This is a genomic window from Sphingobium salicis subsp. salicis (genome assembly GCF_049472635.1).
GTDB lineage: Bacteria > Pseudomonadota > Alphaproteobacteria > Sphingomonadales > Sphingomonadaceae > Sphingobium > Sphingobium yanoikuyae_A.
The window spans coordinates 703,486-720,973 of the sequence record NZ_JAYRCS010000001.1; the positions used below are offsets into that span (position 1 = coordinate 703,486).

The window sequence follows — 17,488 nt, forward strand, 5'->3', positions numbered from 1 at the left end:
GGGAACGATCCGCCCGGCTTGTCGGTTGAAATGCCATGGGAAGGATGGAAGCCATGGGCAGCGACCCGCAACATCGACAGGATCGGACCGGGCGACGCTCGGATCGTCCGCAAGGCAGCGGAGGTATCGTCTTCGCGCTGGTGGCGCTGGCCCTGATCCTGGCGATCGGCTTCTTCTACCTCACCGACGAAAGCCGAGAGGATCGGCGCGCCGACGCCATTACCCAGGCGGCGGATTCGGTCGACAATGGTGCCCGGATCGTGGGTGAAGCCGCGCGCAATGCCGCGGACAAGCTGCGCAACAACAACTGAACCTCCTTGCGATCGGGCGGGACAAGGCGATCCGGTGTCGCCTTGATTTACAATCATTGGCGCTATCTTCAGATTTTCTTTGCCATTTTCAGGCAGGGTCTGAGCCCTGTCGGATTTCCTTACAGCTTGTTGTAAGGCTGGGCCGACTCCAGTTGGCGGCCCTTCCCGACCGGAGGGGCGGTGCTGCGGGAAGAAGCGCGATACGATGATCAGGCTGTTCAAACATTATGTCCCTCATGCGGTGCTGCTGCTCGGCCTGCTCGATTTCCTGCTGCTGATCGGCGCGGCGGAAGCGGGCTGGATCCTGCGCGCGCATCAGATCGGCATGGATGTCGAGCCGATCGCGACCCGCATCGGCCCGCTGCTGAGCTTCGCCTTCGCCATCCAGACCGGCATGATCGCGGTCGGCGTCTACAGCCCCGAAGCGCTGCAATCGATCCGCTTCGCCTTCGCCCGCCTGCTCGTCGCCATCTCGCTCGGCGTCATCTTCCTCTCGGTCATGTATTTCCTGCTGCCCGGCATCACCCTGTGGCGCTCCAATTCGCTCTACGCGATGGGGCTGGCGATGGGGCTGCTGCTGCTGGCCCGCATGCTGCTGGGGTCGCTGCTCGGCGGTGAGGCGTTCAAGCGCCGCCTTGTCGTGCTGGGGGCTGGCCGGCGCGCCAACCGCATCCGCGACCTGGAACAGAAGCGCGGCGCCGGTTTCCTGGTGGTCGGCTATATCGCCATGAACGACGGCGACCAGGTGGTGGAGGAAGCGATCAACCGCACCGCCATCTACAACATGTCCGATTATGTGGTGCGGCTGAACGCCAGCGAGGTCGTGCTGGCGCTGGAGGAACGGCGCAACGCCATCCCCATGTCCGACCTGCTGCGGATCAAGACCACCGGCGTCCATGTCAACGATCTCTCGACCTTCCTGGAGCGCGAGACCGGGCGCGTCGATCTCGACAGCGTCAATCCCAGCTGGCTGATCTTTTCCGACGGTTTTTCCGCCGGTCGTCGCCTGTCGAGCATCGCCAAGCGCATCTTCGACATCATCGCCAGTTCGATCCTGCTGCTGCTGACCGGCCCGATCATCCTGTTCGCCGCCTTGCTGGTGAAGCTCGACAGCCGTGGCCCGGCTTTCTACCGGCAGCAGCGCGTCGGCCTCTATGGCCAGGAATTCTGGATCGTGAAGCTGCGCACCATGCGCCAGGATGCGGAGGTCAAGGGCCAGGCAGTCTGGGCGGAGAAGGATGATCCGCGGATCACGCGCCTGGGCTATTGGCTGCGCAAGCTGCGCATCGACGAACTGCCGCAGAGCTGGACTGTCCTCAAGGGCGAGATGAGTTTCGTCGGTCCGCGCCCGGAACGGCGCCAGTTCGTCGAGGATCTGGAACAGCATCTGCGCTATTATGCCGAACGGCATATGGTGAAGCCGGGCATCACCGGCTGGGCGCAGATCAACTATCCCTATGGCGCGTCGATCGAGGATGCCCGCCACAAGCTCGAATATGATCTTTATTATGCCAAGAATTACACGCCCTTCCTGGACCTGCTGATCCTGATCCAGACGGTGCGGGTGATCCTCTGGCCTGACGGCGCACGCTGAGCGGCAGGCGATGAGCGCGCTGCTGCAATTCATCGGCGACTGGGGCCATGCACTGGCCGCGGTCCTGTTCGCCGCGCTTGGCATCTTCATCCTGCGGCGCCGGGACGATGCGGCCGAACCGCGCATGCTCGCCAGCGCGCTGCTGCTGACCTCCTGCTGGGCGCTCTATGTCTCGTTCGGCGGCGTCGACAAGCCGCTGTCGGGCATCGGGGAAAGCGTCCGCAACGCGGCCTGGCTGATGCTGCTGTTCGTCATGCTGCGGCGCGGCCCGGCCTCGCGCAGCGGCGCGCTGGTCGCTGTCGGTCTCGTCTATCTCGCCGTTGCCGGCCTCATCTTCCTCCAGACCTCGACCGATCTCACCTGGCGGCAATTGCCGGTCCGCAGCGATCTGCATCAGATGCTGGTGGCAGTGTCGCTGGTGCTGCGGATGATGACGGCGATCGGCTGCCTGCTGCTGGTCCATCATCTTTACACCGCCTGGCCCTCGCGCGATCGCGGTCGGGTATCGCTGCTGCTCGGCGCGCTGGCGGCGATGTGGACTTATGACCTCAATCTCTATGTCATCGGCTATTTCGCGATGGATCGGGTCAACGAGCTATACGCGCTGCGCGGGCCGCTGATGGCGCTTCTGGCGCCGGTCATCGCGATCGGCATGCGCAAGGAAATGGCCGGGCGGCTGCAATTGTCGCGCACCATCGCCTTCCAGTCGCTCTCGCTGGTCGCGGTCGGCCTCTATGTCGTGGTGCTGACCGCGGCGGCGGTGCTGATCGAAATGATCGCCGGCCCCTATGCGCGGGTGGTGGAGATTGGCGCAGTCTTCTTTGTCGCGGTGACCGCGCTCGTCCTGCTGCCCTCGCCACAGATGCGCGCGCTGTGGAAGGTGCAGGTCGCCAAGCATTTCTTCCAGCATCGCTACGACTATCGCACCGAATGGATGCGCTTTGGCGAAACCATCGGCCGTCCGGGCGAAAATGCCCCGCCGCTGGGCGAGCGGGTGGCCAAGGCGGTCGCCGACATCACCGATTCCCCCGCCGCCCTGCTGCTGCTGCGCGCCGATGACGGTCGGCTGGCGTTCGAGGCGCAATGGAACTGGCCGCAGGAGCCGATTGCCGGCCTGTCCCTGCCGCTCGACCAGCTGGAAAGCTGGGAAGGGAGCGGCTGGATCGTCGATGTCGGTCGCATCCGCGATGGCGACGCCACCTTCGACCTGCCGCCTTGGCTGATCGAGGATGCCCATGTCTGGGCGCTGGTGCCGTTGCTCCATTATGGCCGGCTGATCGGCGCGATCCTGCTTGCGCCGCCGCCAATCGACCGTCGCCTCGACTGGGAGGATTTCGACATGCTGCGCGCCGCCGGGCGCCAGGCGGCGACCCATATCAGCGAGGCGCAGGGGCAGCAGGCGCTCGACGACGCCCAGCGCTTCGACGAGTTCAACCGCCGCTTCGCCTTCATCGCGCATGACATCAAGAATCTGGTCAGCCAATTGTCCCTGCTCTCGCGCAATGCAGAGCGGCACGCCGACAATCCCGATTTCCGCGCCGACATGCTGCTGACGCTCAAGGAGTCGGTGGGCAAGATGAACGACATGCTGGCCCGCTTGTCGCAGCATAACAAGGGCCGGCCCGAAGAGCCGCGCCCGGTGGCGCTGGGGCCGCTGGTCGATCAGGTCGTGCGCAGCCGCGCCCGCCTGCGCGCCATCACCGTCAGCGGTGACGTGCCGGTCGCGCTCGCCGATCCGGCGCGGGTCGAGCAGATATTGGTCCATCTGCTGCAGAATGCGATCGACGCCAGCGATGCCGATCGTCCGGTCGAACTGCATCTGGGCAGCGCGCATGGCCAGGCGACGCTGGCCGTGGTCGATCAGGGCTGCGGCATGACCGCCGAATTCATTCGCCGCGATCTGTTCAAGCCCTTTTCGTCCAGCAAGGCTGGCGGCTTTGGCCTCGGCGCTTTCGAGGCGCGCAGCCTTGCCGAGGCGATGGGCGGGCGGATCGACGTGGAAAGCAAACCCGGCGTGGGGAGCCGTTTCACCCTGCGCCTGCCGCTGGCGCCCGCGCCGGCGCGCGATGATGTTCAAGGAAAGGCCGCCTGATGAGCGACACCCGCCCCAAATTGCTGATCGTCGAGGATGATCCCGGCCTGCAGCGGCAATTGCGCTGGGCCTATGAGGATTATCAGCTGTTCATCGCCGGCGACCGGCTGGAAGCGATCGAGATGCTGCGGATGGAGGCGCCCGATGTGGTGACGCTCGACCTGGGCCTGCCGCCGGACCCGGACGGCACCAGCGAGGGCTTCGCCACGCTGGAGGAGATATTGCGCATCAAGCCCGATACCAAGGTGATCGTGGCGTCGGGCCATGGCGCACGGGAAAGCGCGCTCAATGCCATTTCCGGCGGTGCCTATGATTTCTACCAGAAGCCGGTCGATATCGACGAACTGGGCCTGATCGTGCGCCGCGCCTTCCACGTCCACGCGCTGGAGCAGGAAAATGCCCGCCTCGCCGAAGCCGCGCCGGAGGGGTGCAGGGTGCTCGGCCGGATGATTACCGGCGCGCCGGAGATGATGCGGGTCGCCCGCACGATCGAGCGGGTCGCCAGCGCCGATGTCTCGGTCATGCTGCTGGGCGCCAGCGGCACCGGCAAGGAATTGCTGGCGCAGGGTCTGCATGATGCCAGCCCGCGTCGCGGCGGTGCCTTCGTCGCAATCAATTGCGCGGCCATCCCCGAAACCCTGCTGGAATCAGAACTGTTCGGGCATGAAAAGGGCGCCTTCACCGGCGCGGTCAAGACCACCCCCGGCAAGATCGAGCAGGCGCAGGGCGGCACCCTGTTCCTGGACGAGGTCGGCGACATTCCGCTGCCCTTGCAGGTGAAACTGCTGCGCTTCCTGCAGGAAAGGGTGATTGAACGGATCGGCGGGCGCCAGCCGATCGCGGTGGACACGCGCATCGTGTGCGCCACCCATCAGGATCTCGACGCGATGATCGCCGCCGCCAGCTTCCGTGAGGATCTCTATTATCGCCTGGCCGAGATCGTCATCCGCATCCCCGCGCTGCGCGACCGGCCGGGCGATCCGGCGCTGCTCGCGCGCCATTTCCTCACCCGCTTCGCGCAGGACATGAACCCGCAGGTCAAGGGCTTCGCCCCCGATGCGCTCGCCGCACTCGATGCCTGGGGCTGGCCGGGCAATGTCCGCGAGCTGGAAAATCGCGTGAAGCGCGCGGTCATCATGGCCGATGGCAAGCATGTGACGGCGGCCGATCTCGATCTCGACGGTGATCGGGCCGAAGGCAGCGAGGTCGTCAATCTCAAGGCCGCGCGCGAAATGGCCGATCGACGCGCCATTCGCCGGGCGATCGCGCGCACCGACGGCAATATTTCCAGTGCCGCCAAGATATTGGGGATCAGCCGGCCGACCCTCTATGATCTGCTCAAACAATATAAGATGCAGGGCTGATCGATGCGGCGCTCACGCCTGATCCTGCTGGCGGGCCTTGCCCTGCTGCTGCTGGCGCTGGCCGGCCTGTGGCAATGGCGCGTGCATGAGGCGGACGGCAGTGCGGCGCTCGCGCGTGGGCTGGCCGCGCTGGATGCCGGCGATGCACGCACCGCCCGGATCGAGTTGATGAACGCCATTCGTGGCAATCCGGCATCGTTCACGGCGCGGCTGGGCCATGCCCGCGCGCTGGTGCAATTGGGCGATGGCGCCGCGGCGCAGGCCGATCTGCTGCGCGCGCGCAGGCTGGGCGCCAGCGTCGCGGACACGAATGGACTGCTGGCGCAGGCGCTGCTGTTGCAGGGCGATGCCGATGGCGCCCTGCGCGCGGTGCAGGCGGGAGAAGGCAAGTCGGCCGAGGCCGCCCGTGTCGCAGCCCGCGCCTGGCAGGCCAAGGGCGACAATGACGCCGCCCAGCGCGCCTTTGACGATGCGCTGCATCTCGCCCCGCGCGCAGCCCGGACCTGGATCGATCTCGGCCGGTTCCGCCTGATGCTGGGCGACCAGGCCGGGGCGATTGCGGCGGCGAACAGGGCTCTGACGCTGGCACCGGGCGATCCGGATGCGCTGACCCTGCGCGGCATGCTGATCCGCGATCAATATGGGCTGGTGGCGGCGTTGCCCTGGTTCGAACGGGCGCTCGACGATCATCCCAATGCGCTTGCCCCGCTCACCGAATATGCCGCGACGCTGGCCGATGCCGGCCGCGCGAGCCGCGCGCTCAGCGTCAGCCGGCGCATCCTGGCGCTCGATCCCGGTAATCCGCGCGCCTGGTTCCTTCAGGCGGTGATCGCTGCCCGCGCCGGCCAGATCGATCTTGCCCGCACGCTGCTGGCCCGCACCGATGGCCGGCTGGATGGCGAGCCGGCGACCCGGTTGCTGCGCGGCGTGCTGCATCTATCGGACGGCAATGCCGTGCTGGCGGCCGATGCGCTGGGGCCGCTGGTGGCGATGCAGCCCGACAATCGCGTGGCGCGCACGCTGCTCGCCCGCGCTTCCTATCTGACCGGCGACTATGCCGGCACGGCGGCGACGCTCGCCCCCCTTGTCGATCGCCATGATGCCGATCCCTATGTGCTGACGCTGGCCGCCCGCGCGCAGGAGCAACTGGGCGATCGCGTGCAGGCCGATGCGCTGCTGGCCCGTGCCTCCTGGCCGGTGCGTCCCTCGTCGGATCTGCTGGGTGGGGCGAATGCCGTGATGACGCCGCCGGCCGATGTCGCCACCGCGGCCGACAATATCCCCTATATCCGCGCGCTGCTGATGCAGGGGCGCACGGCCGAGGCGATTGACCGCGCCGGGCTGCTGGCGCGCGCCAATCCCGGCGCGCCGGCCGCCCATGTGGTGCTGGGCGATGCTCTGGTCGCTGCCGGCCGGCCGGCCGATGCCGCCCGCAGTTTCGAGGCGGCGGCCAATATCCGGTTCGATCGCAATGCCGCGCTGCGGCTGGTCGCGGCCTGGAGCGCGGCGGGCGATCCCGCCCGCGCGCTGCAACTCGTCCGCCTGTTCCTGGCGCAGAATCCGATGGACGTGGAGATGCAGCGGCTGGCGGCCGGGGCGGCGATGCAGGCGCATGACTGGCGCGGCGCGCTACGCCTGTTGCAGGCTGTGGAAGCCCAGACCGGCGGCCATGATGCGTTGCTGATGGCCGATCTGGCCCGCGCGAGCCTGGAAACGGGATCGCCCGGCAAGGCGCGCCTCTATGCCGCCCAGGCCTATCGCCTGATGCCGGCCAATCCGGTCACCGCCGATATCTACGGCCTGGTGCTGCTGCGCACCGATGCGCAGGGGCCGGCGGCGATCGATCTGCTGGAAAAGGCGGTCGCCCTCGCGCCGCAAAACCCGCCTTTCCAGTTCCATCTGGGGCAGGCCTATGCCGCTGCCGGGCGCAAGGCGGAGGCGAAGCGCGCTTTGTCGCGCGCGGCAAGCGCCAATTTCCCCGATCGCCAGTTGGCGGTGAAGGCGCTCGCTGCCTTGTAAAAAAAAAGCGCCCCGTGGGGCGCTCTTCTTCAGACCTTCTGGCTATCCAGTTCGTCGAGCCGAATGCCCAGCCGCCTGATCTGCGCTGCGACCGGCGGCCACACGCTTTCCAGGAAGCGGCTGCGTTCCGCCTCGCGCAGCTTGCGGGTCGCGCCATCGGCGACGAACATGCCCACGCCGCGCTTCACGACGACCAGACCGTCATCCTGAAAGCTCTGATAGGCCTTGGCCACGGTCAGCGGATTGGCGCCCTGCTGCGCGGCAAAGGCGCGGACCGAGGGGAGGAGGTCGCCATCGCGATAGTCCCCATCCAGGATGGAGGCGGCAATGATCTCGCGAAGGCGGAGATAGACGGGTTTGGATTCGTCGCTCATAAGTGCATCAGTGCCATAATACAGCCGTGCAGGTCAATGGACCTTGTTACGTGAAAGCCCGTATTTTCGGTAATTATCTGTCCCATGTCGATACGATATCGTTATAATCTGGCCGGGGCCGTTCTTCCAGCGCGCGTGAAGGCGTGCCGATGAAGACGAATCCGGCCAGCCGCTCGTCCGCGCTGCCAAAGGCGTCGCGCACATCGTCATTGAAGCTCGGCCATCCGGTCAACCAGCCGCCGGCAAAGCCCAGCGCATGGGTGGCGTGCAGCAGGTTCATGATCGCGGCGCCGGCCGACAATTCCTGCTCCCAGACCGGGATCTTGCTGCCCGCGACCGGCTTGGACAGCGCCACGACCAGCGTCGGCGCCTGATGCGCGAACTGGTGCATCGCCTCGATCTCCAGCCGTCCGGCCTCCGGCTTCTCGGCGCGATAGGCGGCCTCCAGCACCTCTGCGAGCTTTTCCCTTTTGTCCTGCGGCACGATCACGAAGCGCCAGGGCGCCAGCTTGCCATGATCGGGCGTGCGCAGCGCGACTTCGAGGATCTGGCGCAGCTGCGCATCGTCCGGGCCGGGCGCGATCAGGTCGCGCGGCTTGCCGGAACGGCGGGTCTGCAGCAGGGCGAGGGGGCTGGAAAGGTCGTTGAACATCGGTTGCCAAATGGGACGCTTTGCCGCCGGGCGCAAGGGCGAAGGGCGCACTTCCTATCGCTTCAACCCTGCTTTGACTCTGCCCACCTTTCCCCTCTAGGGTCCGCGCCATAACGCCGCCGCTCTTGCCGGCCGGCACAAAAAGACAATTTCAAGGGGGTCCGATGGCGACCGCAATCACCGTACCGGCGGAGGCAGGCAAGACCTGGCTCGGCCATCCGCGCGGCCTGTTCCTGCTGTTCTTCGCGGAAATGTGGGAACGTTTTTCCTATTATGGCATGCGTGCCATCCTGATTTTCTACCTCACCAAACATTTCCTGTTCGGCGAGGACAAGGCCTATATCCTCTACGGCGCCTATACCTCGCTGGTCTATATCACGCCGGTGATAGGCGGCTATCTGTCCGATCGGTTCCTGGGGCCGCGCAAGGCGGTGCTGGTGGGGGGCGTGTTCATTGCCATCGGCCATTTCCTGATCGCCATCACCGAAGGGCCGGGGGGGCAGGATGCCTTCTATCTCAACGGCTTCTATCTGGCGCTGGCCAGCATCATCGTCGGCACCGGCTTCCTGAAGGCCAATATCTCGGTGCTGGTGGGCGAACTTTATGCCCGTGACGATCATCGCCGCGACCCGGCCTTCTCCATCTTCTACATGGGCATCAACCTGGGCGGCGCCAGCGGACCGATTGTCTGCGGCCTGCTGGGCGAGCTGTGGGGCTGGAGCTGGGGCTTCGGCGCCGCCGGCGTCGGCATGCTGCTCGGCCTCGTCATGTTCGTCTGGCTGCGGCCCTGGCTGCTGGGCAAGGGCGAGCCGCCCGCGCCGGAAAAGCTGCGCGCGCCGGCGATCGGCACGATCTCGCAGGAATGGACCATCTATGCCAGCGCCGCGCTGGGCGTGGCGGCGATCTGGATGGTCATCCGCTATGCCGAACTGCTGGGCTATACGCTGCTGATCTTCTCGGCCCTGACGGTCGCCTACATCCTTTGGCGCTCGGTCACGGTGCTGACCAAGGTGGAGCGCGACCGGATGTTCGCCGCGCTCTTCCTGATCGCGCTCAATCCGCTCTTCTGGGGCCTGTTCGAACAGACCGGTTCCTCGCTCAACATCTTCACCGACCGCAATGTCGATCGCGTTATCCTGGGCTGGGACGTGCCGGCCTCGCTGTTCCAGTCGGTCAATTCCATCTACATCATCCTGCTCGCGCCGCTGTTCGCGGTGCTGTGGACCTTCCTCGACAAGCGCCGGCTGGAACCATCCTCGCCCGCCAAGTTCGGCATCGGTCTCATCCTGTGCGGCGCCGGCTTCCTGGTGCTGGTCGCGGGCGCGGCGATGGCCGGCCAGTCGCTGACGCCGGTGATCTTCGTCTTCCTCATCTATCTGCTCCACACCATGGCGGAACTCTGCTTCTCGCCGGTCGGCCTGTCGGCGATGACGCGCCTGTCGGTGTCGAACATGGTCGGGCTGGTAATGGGCACCTGGTTCCTGGCGATGGCCGCAGGCAATTTCATCGCCGGCCTGATCGCGCGCACCACCGGCAGCGGCGAGACGGGCGACGTGACCCAGGTGCTGGATGTCTACAGCCGCATCGGCTGGTTTTCCGTTGTGGTCGGCGGCCTGGTGCTGCTGGTCTCGCCCTATGTGAAACGCATGATGCATCTCGATCTCATTGCCGCTGAAAAGGGGAAACAGGTATGAACGCACGCAGCAAGCTGCTGCTGGGGCTGGCGCTGGTCGCGACCGGCATGACCGCGCCGGCGGTCGCCAAGAAGGAAAAGGATCAGCCCGCACCGGCGTCTCAGGGCAGTTCGGCCGAGCCGGACAATCCCTATCCTTCGACCTACAAGCCCTATCCGGGCGTCGCCACGGCGATCCGCGGCGCGACCATCTTCGATGGTGAGGGCGGGCGGATCGACAAGGGCGTCGTCTTCCTGTCGGGTGGCAAGATCACCTCGATCGGCGGCCCTGACACGCCGATCCCGGCCGACATCGCGGTGTTCGACGGCACCGGCAAATATGTGACGCCCGGCGTCATCGACATTCACAGCCATCTCGGCGTCTATCCCTCGCCTGCTGTGGATGCGCATTCGGACGGCAATGAAATGACCTCGCCGGTCACGCCCCATGTCTGGGCCGAACATTCGGTCTGGCCGCAGGATCCCGGTTTCGGTCGCGCGCTCGCCAATGGCGGCGTCACCACGCTTCAGATCCTGCCGGGGTCGGGCAATCTGTTCGGCGGCCGCAGCGTGATCCTGAAGAATGTCCAGGCGCGCACCATGCAGGGGATGAAATTCCCCGGCGCGCCCTATGGCCTGAAGATGGCCTGTGGCGAAAATCCCAAGCGTGTCTATGGCGCCAAGGGGCGCGAGCCGAGCACCCGCATGGGCAATATGGCGGTCGATCGCCAGACCTGGATCAAGGCGCGCGAATATCAGAAGAAGCGCGCCGCCGGTAAGGACCAGACCCGTGACCTGGGCATGGAGACGCTGGCCGACGCGCTGGAAGGCAAGATCCTGGTCCAGAACCATTGCTACCGCGCCGACGAGATGGCCAATGTGATCGATATGTCGAAGGAGTTCGGCTACAAGGTCACTGCCTTCCACCACGCGGTCGAGGCCTACAAGATCGCCGATTTGCTGCGCGAGAACGGCATCTGCGCCGCCATGTGGGGCGACTGGTATGGCTTCAAGATGGAAGCCTATGACGGGATCAAGGAAAATGTCCCGCTCGTCCACCAGGCGGGCGCCTGCGCCATCGTCCATTCCGATGACGAGAATGGCATTCAGCGGCTGAACCAGGAAGCGGCCAAGACATTGGGCGCGGGCCGTCGCATGGGCATCAATATCCCTGACGAGATCGCCTGGACCTGGCTTGCCATCAACCCGGCCAAGGCGATGGGCATCGCCGACCAGACCGGCAGCCTGAAGGTCGGCAAGATGGCCGATGTCGTGCTGTGGAACGGCAACCCGTTCAGCACCTATACCCGGCCGGAAAAGGTCTGGGTCGACGGCGCCTTGCTCTATGACGCCAATGATCCCAAGCGGCGCCCGGTAACCGACTTCGAACTCGGCCAGATCGGCGCGGGAGACGTGAAATGACGATGAAGACCGCAATTCGCGCGGCCGCCGCGCTGCTGGCCGTTGCCGCCTCGCCCATGGCCCTGGCCCAGACCATCGCGATTACCGGCGCCACCCTGGCGATCGGGGACGGGTCGGAACCGATCCAGAATGGCACCGTGGTCATTTCCGCGGGCAAGGTGGTGGCCGCCGGGGCCGGCGTCGCCGTGCCGGCCGGCGCCAAGACCATCGACGCCAGCGGCAAATGGGTGACGCCCGGCATCGTCTCGGGCTTCTCGCGCGTTGGCCTGGCCGAAGTGCCCGGCGTCAAGGAAACCAACGACATCAACGCCCGCACGCCCTTCTCGGCCGCGATCGATGTTGCGCCGGCGATCAACCCGCTGGCCAATCCGATCGCGATCAGCCGCACCGCCGGCGTGACCCGCGCGGTGGTCGTGCCCGCGACCGGCAACGGCATCTTTGCCGGGCAGGGCGCGGTGGTCGATCTTGGTGCCGATATGGACCCGATCACCAAGGCGCGCGCCTTCCAATATGTCGAGATGGGCGAAGAGGGGGCGGAGGATGCCGGCGGCAGCCGACCGGCCGCCTATCTGACTTTCAAGATGATGCTGCGCGAGGCGCAGGATTATGCCAGGGCCCCGGCCAGCTATGATGGCCGGTCGAAGGACGCGCTGCTCAACCGCGTCGATGCCGAGGCGCTGGTCCCCGTCGTCACCGGCGCGATGCCGCTGATGATCCATGTTGAAAGCGCGCGCGACATTCTCGGCGTGCTGGCGCTCCGGAAGGACTTCCCGGCGCTGAAGCTGATCCTCGCCGGTGCGACCGAGGGCTGGATGGTCGCCAGCCAGATCGCCGCCGCCAAGGTGCCGGTGATCGCCGGCGGGCTCGACGACCTGCCTTCCAGCTTCGAGAAGCTGGCGGCGACCCAGAGCAATGTCGGCCGCATGGTGAAGGCGGGCGTGCCCGTCGCCATGGGCCTGATGGACCGGGACGAAGCGCTGCAACTGCGCCTCGCCACCCAGCAGGCGGGCAATATGGTCGCCCTCAACAAGGTGCCTGGTGCCACTGGCCTCAGCTGGGGCCAGGCGCTGCGCAGCATCACCTCCGCCCCGGCCGAGGCGATGGGGCTGGGTGACCGGATCGGTTCGCTCAAGGCCGGCAAGGCGGGTGACGTGGTGATCTGGGACGGCGATCCGCTGGAAATGGAATCGGCGCCGGTCGCGGTGTGGATCGACGGCATCCAGCAGCCGATCGACAATCGCCAGACCAAGCTGCGCGACCGCTACGCCACCCCGGCCGAGGGCAGCCTGCCCAAGGCCTATGAATGGTAAGATGGGGAAGGGGGCCACGGCCCCCTTTTTCATGCCGCGCACATCTGCCGGCAAAATGCGGGGGGGGCATGGCACCAAAGGCGACCCCGCCTCGTTGGGGCAGGACGCAACCGCGATAGGAGAGGCCCCATGCCCGATGAACTGAATGAAGCCCTCGAGCGGTTCCAGATGTTTGCCGCCCGCTTCAAACTGGATGATCTGATCGATGCCGAAAGCGGCTTCACCGGCAACGACGCCGCGCTGCTGGCCGGCGAAGTCGAAATGGCCATCCAGACCAGAGGCATGCAGGACAGCCCCGAGCCGGATATAGACGGCAGCCTGTTCTAGGGGCCGTGAATCCAGCTGGGCGACGATAGAAGCACACTATCTGGGAAAACTGCCCCCGGACGTAGCGGCAAGAACAATCAGCTATTCATGGAAGTCGTGCTGTAGACTGTTCGAACGGGCAGTCCATGGCGCGAACTGCCGACCCATTCGATTAACCGGGAAAGGCGCCGCCTCTGGCTCTCGGTCATGGTCGACTTCTGACAGGAATGCTGCCCTCCCTGCGCGACAGGCGCCGCATGATCACGCGCGATTAGTAGGTCATCTGGCCGGTGACATTGCCGCCGTCCAGATAGCGACAGACCAGTATCTCATCCTCGCCGCTGGCCACGGTGACGAGCGCACATCCCACCTGCGTCGTGTCGCGCCAGATCACCTGCGTGTAATGGCCGACATCTTCCCACTGGCCCGATGTGCTCACATCGGTGAACACGCCGTTCTTGAACGCCGCCTTCTCGTCGATCCACATGGTGACCATGTCTTCGGGCGTATAGGCGCCCTTGCTGCCCCGCCACAGATTCTCGCCCTCGGCGACCAGCGAACCATCATGTTCGAGATCGCTCAGCGTCTGGAGATTGGCGCCCCATCGCGCCGCGTCGGCGGCAAGCGCCGGGCTCCAGCTAAGGTTCGGCACGCCAATCTGTCCCCGTTCCGCATTATGGGCAGCCAGGACGCGCTGGTCGAAATTGTCGAGCCGGTTCTGGGCCTGGACCGGCAGTGCGGCGATAAGGCCTAGCAGAATGGCGGCTGACCGCTGTATCGATGGGCGCGTGAGAAGCTCCAGCATCATCAACCTCTCCTTGCTCTGATGGTGGATCGGGCGCGGGGCATCAGCCGAATTTTTCGAGCAGATATTGCGAAACCCAGATCTGGGTGCCGGCCAATTGGGGCAGCGCCAGCCTGGTCCGCTGGTCAAAGCGCAACTGGCGGGCTAGCCCATCGCCGATCGCCGCCCCGGCGGCCATCTCATGCGGGTTGAAACTGTTTCGCACCCGGCGCAGGGCGTCGCGCACGCGGTCGCCTTCCTCGCCGGCCAGGGTCGTGGGCAATGGCCCACCATAAGGGGTGCCGCTTGCGATCAGGCCGAGCAGGTTCGCAAAATCATCGGGTTGCATCTCCACCCAGTGATGAGGGTGGATAATGGCCTTCGGGCGGAAGATCACGGCGGTTGCCGTCACGATCCCTCCCGTCAGATAGAGGTTCGGGCGTTGCCGGAGCGGGGGTTCCGTTGCAATCTGTGGCGCCAGCACTGGCGCCACCGTATCGCCGTAAAATTCCGACGCCCTTTGGCCGACGGTGGCGGTGCGGACGTCTGGCCAGCGAAGCTTGACCGCACCGGCCATCGTCTTGGGTCCATAGGGCGCCGAGAGGGCGACAAACTGGCCATGCTGGTCATAATAGCCGCCCTTGATAGTGCCGCTGGCGATGTTGACGTGCATCACGTTGCGGCGGTCGGCGGGGCGCACGATCCAGTCATAGCCCAGTCGGGCCTGGTCCTTGATCGATATGATTTCGGGCGTGATGCCCGTTCGTGCGGGCAGGGCGGCGATGAATTGCTCCACCCGGCCTGGCGCGAAGTCGATCAGGCCGCCCGAGACCAGCACGGCAATGTCGCTGGTCTGCAATCCATGCTGGGACTTCAGCCGATCGATATGGCCGGCCACGATCTCGACGCTCTGGGCAGCCATGGTGTCATCCGCTGCGGGGCCAAGTGGGCTGGCCAGTTCGGTTTCCACGAAGGCCTTGCCGGTGGGTTCCGGCGCCATGCGCTCGAAGCCCGAAAGCCTGCGTTGGCCCAGCTGGTCACGGTCGAACCGGTAGGCTGCGACGCTCATTCCGCCTCGTCGGATTTCGACGACGCCATAGGTTTTTTGCCGGTTCGCCTGCGCATTCGCCCTGGCTGGTATCAGGCCCGGTATCAGGGACAGGCCCGTGACCGATGCTGCCGTTGCGCCGATGAATGCGCGCCTGCTCCAAGCCATCGCTGTCCCCCATGTCCAGGCAGATGTCGGGGTCAATCCCGGCGCGCTGCGACAAACGGATTGCTATGACGATGTCGGGTGCGAAACAATCGGGCTATTCCGGATGGCCGATGGCGGAAAATCCTTAGGGGCGATGGCGCCGGGGCCGTGGCGTCTGTCCTACAGCGCCCGCTTTCCGCTATACCGTCGCCGGCTCTTTCCCATCGTCCGCGCGCATCCACGGTTTCGCACGATAATTTCCATCATCGGCACGAAAATGTCAGGATGTGCGGGAAATATGCGAAGTTAAGCGCGGCATTTCCTATTTTTGCGGCGCCGGGCTCAACCGCTGGTGGCGCCCCATACGTCGCTGGCCTTCACGAAGCCCTTCTGGCCCTTCACGTCGAATGCGCACCAGCCGCTCGAGCAGGAACCGATCCGGCCGACCACGCCCTTTTCGGCGCGGAACAGGGTGCGGCTGGTTTCGCTCGCGCCCTCGTGCATCGGTGCTTGCGCCGCGGTGACGATCGCCGTGGCGGTATCGCTCAGCAGGCGGACATGCATCCAGCCCTGGGCACCGTCAGGGTCTTCCACCTTGCGCCACAGGCCCAATACCTGCACCACCTTCACCGGCAGGTCGCGGCGCTGATAGACCCAGTTGGACGGGTAATCGAGGCTGGGGCCGACGCGCATCCGCGCCTCGTCATGCGACAGCGACGCCCAATAGGGCACCGGCTTGGCCGGGGCCGCCGCCGCGCCGCTCATATTGGTCAGTGCCGCGATCATGCCCGCGCCCAGCCGCAGGCGCTTCATGCCCGACCCTTTGCCCATATCACCCATGGTCTTTCCATACGCTTGTCCGGCCGGTCGCGACAAGCTTTCAATCGCAGGCAACCGCATATCCGCTTGACCGGCGGAGCAGGCGGGAATAGCGGCCTTGCTATGGCCAGGAAACCGCGCCCCGCAACGCCGCGCGTCATCGTGACGCGTCGCCTGCCCCCCAATGTGGAGGCGCGCATGGCCGAACTGTTCGACGCCAGCTTCAACACCGGCGACATCCCCATGAACCGGGCCGAACTCGCCGCCGCCATGGCTCAGTGCGACGTGCTGGTTCCCTGCATCAGCGACCAGATCGACGCGGAACTGATCGCCGGCGCGCCCGACCGGCTGCAACTGATCGCCAGCTTCGGCAGCGGCGTCGACCATATCGACTTGGCCGCCGCGCGGACCAGGGGCGTGATCGTCACGAACACGCCCGGCGTGCTGACCGAAGATACGGCCGACATGACCATGGCGCTGATCCTCTCCGTGCCCCGCCGCCTGGCCGAGGGAGAGAAACTGGTGCGCTCGGGCCAGTGGCATGGCTGGAGCCCGTCGGGCATGCTCGGCCACCGCATCGGCGGCAAGAAGCTGGGCATCATCGGCATGGGCCGCATCGGCCGCGCCGTCGCCCGCCGGGCCAAGGCGTTCGGCCTCTCCATCGCCTATCATAACCGCCATCGCCTGCCGTTCGAGGTGGAGCAGGAACTGGAGGCAAGCTGGCATGACGATCTCGACGCGCTGCTGCGTGAATGCGACATCGTCTCGATCCATTGCCCGCTCAACGCCGACAGCCGTGGCCTGATCGATGCGCGGCGGATCGGCCTGATGCGGCCCGACGCCTATCTCATCAATACCTCCCGTGCGGAAATCACCGATGAGCCGGCGCTGATCGCGGCGCTCGCCGAAGCACGGATCGCCGGTGCCGGGCTCGACGTCTATGCCCATGAGCCAGCGGTCGATCCGCGGCTGCTGGCGCTCGCCAACGTCACCTTGCTGCCCCATGTCGGCTCGGCGACCTTCGAGGGGCGCGACGCCACCGGCGCCCGCGTCATCGCCAATATCCGCAGCTGGGCCGATGGCCATCGCCCGCCCAATCAGGTGCTCGAAGGCTGGGTCTGATCGCTGCGCGCGCGGAACAATGCGCGCCTTCCTCCGTTTGGAAACATCAGAGAAACGGAAGGAATCCCACCATGATTCGTCTTGCCATCATTGCCCTTGTGATCGCGGCCGTGCTCGCCGTCCTCGGCTTCGGCGGCGCCGCCGGCACCTTTGTCGGCATCGCCAAATTGCTGTTCGGCGTCGCCATCGCCCTGTTCCTGATTTTCCTCGTCCTCGGCTTGCTGGCGGGCAAGGGCATCAAGGATGCGATAGACTGAGGCCGGTCGCCTGATGCTGGAGGGCGTTCCGCCTTCCAGGGGATGATGGCTCGCGCTTTTCGAGCCAGATATCGTGACCGCCAAGGCGTTGATCGACGACCCCGCTCGATAATTCGAGCGGGGTTTTGTCATGTATGGCGCCAAGGTGAGGAACACCTGCTTTCGCCCATAATGAAATATAAAGGTCGATAGGCG

17 protein-coding genes are annotated in these 17,488 nt (G+C 65.8%); 12 read left to right on the plus strand and 5 right to left on the minus strand.

All coding sequences use genetic code 11. The features are described 5' to 3' along the window. The first annotated feature begins 53 nt into the window (after nt 1-53). From VHN57_RS03535 to VHN57_RS03555, 5 genes are all read left to right on the plus strand, one after another. Nucleotides 54-311 (plus strand): hypothetical protein, encoded by a 258-nt coding sequence (locus VHN57_RS03535; RefSeq protein ID WP_278984458.1) that lies wholly within the window; start codon nt 54-56, stop codon nt 309-311. 205 nt (nt 312-516) lie between these two features. Beyond that, nucleotides 517-1,905 (plus strand): TIGR03013 family XrtA/PEP-CTERM system glycosyltransferase, encoded by a 1,389-nt coding sequence (locus VHN57_RS03540; protein WP_004211321.1) that lies wholly within the window; start codon nt 517-519, stop codon nt 1,903-1,905. Nucleotides 1,906-1,915: 10 nt separating this feature from the next. Beyond that, the gene (gene prsK / locus VHN57_RS03545) at nt 1,916-3,997 is read left to right on the plus strand and encodes an XrtA/PEP-CTERM system histidine kinase PrsK (RefSeq protein WP_278984456.1); all 2,082 of its coding nucleotides are present in this window, start codon (nt 1,916-1,918) and stop codon (nt 3,995-3,997) included. Then, complete coding sequence (gene prsR / locus VHN57_RS03550) at nt 3,997-5,361, plus strand: PEP-CTERM-box response regulator transcription factor (RefSeq protein ID WP_277788118.1); 1,365 nt, start codon at nt 3,997-3,999, stop codon at nt 5,359-5,361. Before prsK ends, prsR begins: the two co-directional genes overlap by 1 nt. Nucleotides 5,362-5,364: 3 nt before the next feature. Beyond that, nucleotides 5,365-7,380, plus strand: coding sequence for a tetratricopeptide repeat protein (locus VHN57_RS03555; RefSeq protein WP_423282797.1), 2,016 nt, complete (start codon nt 5,365-5,367; stop codon nt 7,378-7,380). A gap of 29 nt (nt 7,381-7,409) precedes the next feature. On the opposite strand, the gene VHN57_RS03560 is transcribed toward VHN57_RS03555, so the two are convergent. Both VHN57_RS03560 and VHN57_RS03565 read right to left on the minus strand, forming a co-directional pair. Beyond that, nucleotides 7,410-7,754 (minus strand): GntR family transcriptional regulator, encoded by a 345-nt coding sequence (locus VHN57_RS03560; RefSeq protein WP_004211328.1) that lies wholly within the window; start codon nt 7,752-7,754, stop codon nt 7,410-7,412. 73 nt (nt 7,755-7,827) lie between these two features. After that, nucleotides 7,828-8,406, minus strand: coding sequence for a nitroreductase family protein (locus tag VHN57_RS03565; RefSeq protein ID WP_278984450.1), 579 nt, complete (start codon nt 8,404-8,406; stop codon nt 7,828-7,830). 164 nt (nt 8,407-8,570) lie between these two features. On the opposite strand from VHN57_RS03565, the gene VHN57_RS03570 reads away from it, so the two are divergent. The 4 genes from VHN57_RS03570 to VHN57_RS03585 all read left to right on the plus strand — a co-directional run bounded on the left by VHN57_RS03570 (nt 8,571) and on the right by VHN57_RS03585 (nt 13,137). Beyond that, entirely contained in the window at nt 8,571-10,100 is a 1,530-nt protein-coding gene (locus VHN57_RS03570) for a peptide MFS transporter (RefSeq protein ID WP_278984449.1), read from the plus strand. Then, nucleotides 10,097-11,500 (plus strand): amidohydrolase, encoded by a 1,404-nt coding sequence (locus VHN57_RS03575; RefSeq protein ID WP_278984448.1) that lies wholly within the window; start codon nt 10,097-10,099, stop codon nt 11,498-11,500. Before VHN57_RS03570 ends, VHN57_RS03575 begins: the two co-directional genes overlap by 4 nt. After that, nucleotides 11,497-12,810 (plus strand): amidohydrolase family protein, encoded by a 1,314-nt coding sequence (locus tag VHN57_RS03580; protein WP_037511268.1) that lies wholly within the window; start codon nt 11,497-11,499, stop codon nt 12,808-12,810. The genes VHN57_RS03575 and VHN57_RS03580 overlap by 4 nt, the downstream gene beginning before the upstream one ends. Nucleotides 12,811-12,939: 129 nt before the next feature. Beyond that, nucleotides 12,940-13,137 carry a hypothetical protein gene (locus tag VHN57_RS03585; protein WP_004211334.1) on the plus strand — a complete coding sequence of 66 codons (198 nt, stop codon included), beginning with the start codon at nt 12,940-12,942 and terminating at the stop codon, nt 13,135-13,137. A gap of 250 nt (nt 13,138-13,387) precedes the next feature. On the opposite strand, the gene VHN57_RS03590 is transcribed toward VHN57_RS03585, so the two are convergent. Next, the gene (locus VHN57_RS03590; RefSeq protein WP_214865510.1) at nt 13,388-13,924 is read right to left on the minus strand and encodes a CAP domain-containing protein; all 537 of its coding nucleotides are present in this window, start codon (nt 13,922-13,924) and stop codon (nt 13,388-13,390) included. A 40-nt stretch (nt 13,925-13,964) separates the two neighbouring features. Next, nucleotides 13,965-14,969 carry a hypothetical protein gene (locus VHN57_RS03595; protein ID WP_278984446.1) on the minus strand — a complete coding sequence of 335 codons (1,005 nt, stop codon included), beginning with the start codon at nt 14,967-14,969 and terminating at the stop codon, nt 13,965-13,967. A 97-nt stretch (nt 14,970-15,066) separates the two neighbouring features. On the opposite strand from VHN57_RS03595, the gene VHN57_RS03600 reads away from it, so the two are divergent. Then, a complete protein-coding gene (locus VHN57_RS03600; RefSeq protein ID WP_278984444.1) occupies nt 15,067-15,405 on the plus strand; it encodes a hypothetical protein in 339 nt (112 codons plus the stop codon). Nucleotides 15,406-15,437: 32 nt separating this feature from the next. Here VHN57_RS03600 and VHN57_RS03605 read toward each other — a convergent pair whose 3' ends face one another. Next, the gene (locus VHN57_RS03605) at nt 15,438-15,935 is read right to left on the minus strand and encodes an SH3 domain-containing protein (protein WP_278984443.1); all 498 of its coding nucleotides are present in this window, start codon (nt 15,933-15,935) and stop codon (nt 15,438-15,440) included. A gap of 102 nt (nt 15,936-16,037) precedes the next feature. On the opposite strand from VHN57_RS03605, the gene VHN57_RS03610 reads away from it, so the two are divergent. Then, nucleotides 16,038-17,036, plus strand: a complete 999-nt coding sequence (locus VHN57_RS03610; RefSeq protein WP_278984442.1) for a 2-hydroxyacid dehydrogenase — start codon at nt 16,038-16,040, stop codon at nt 17,034-17,036. 71 nt (nt 17,037-17,107) lie between these two features. Beyond that, nucleotides 17,108-17,293 carry a DUF1328 domain-containing protein gene (locus VHN57_RS03615; RefSeq protein ID WP_017502243.1) on the plus strand — a complete coding sequence of 62 codons (186 nt, stop codon included), beginning with the start codon at nt 17,108-17,110 and terminating at the stop codon, nt 17,291-17,293. Nucleotides 17,294-17,488 lie beyond the last annotated feature (195 nt).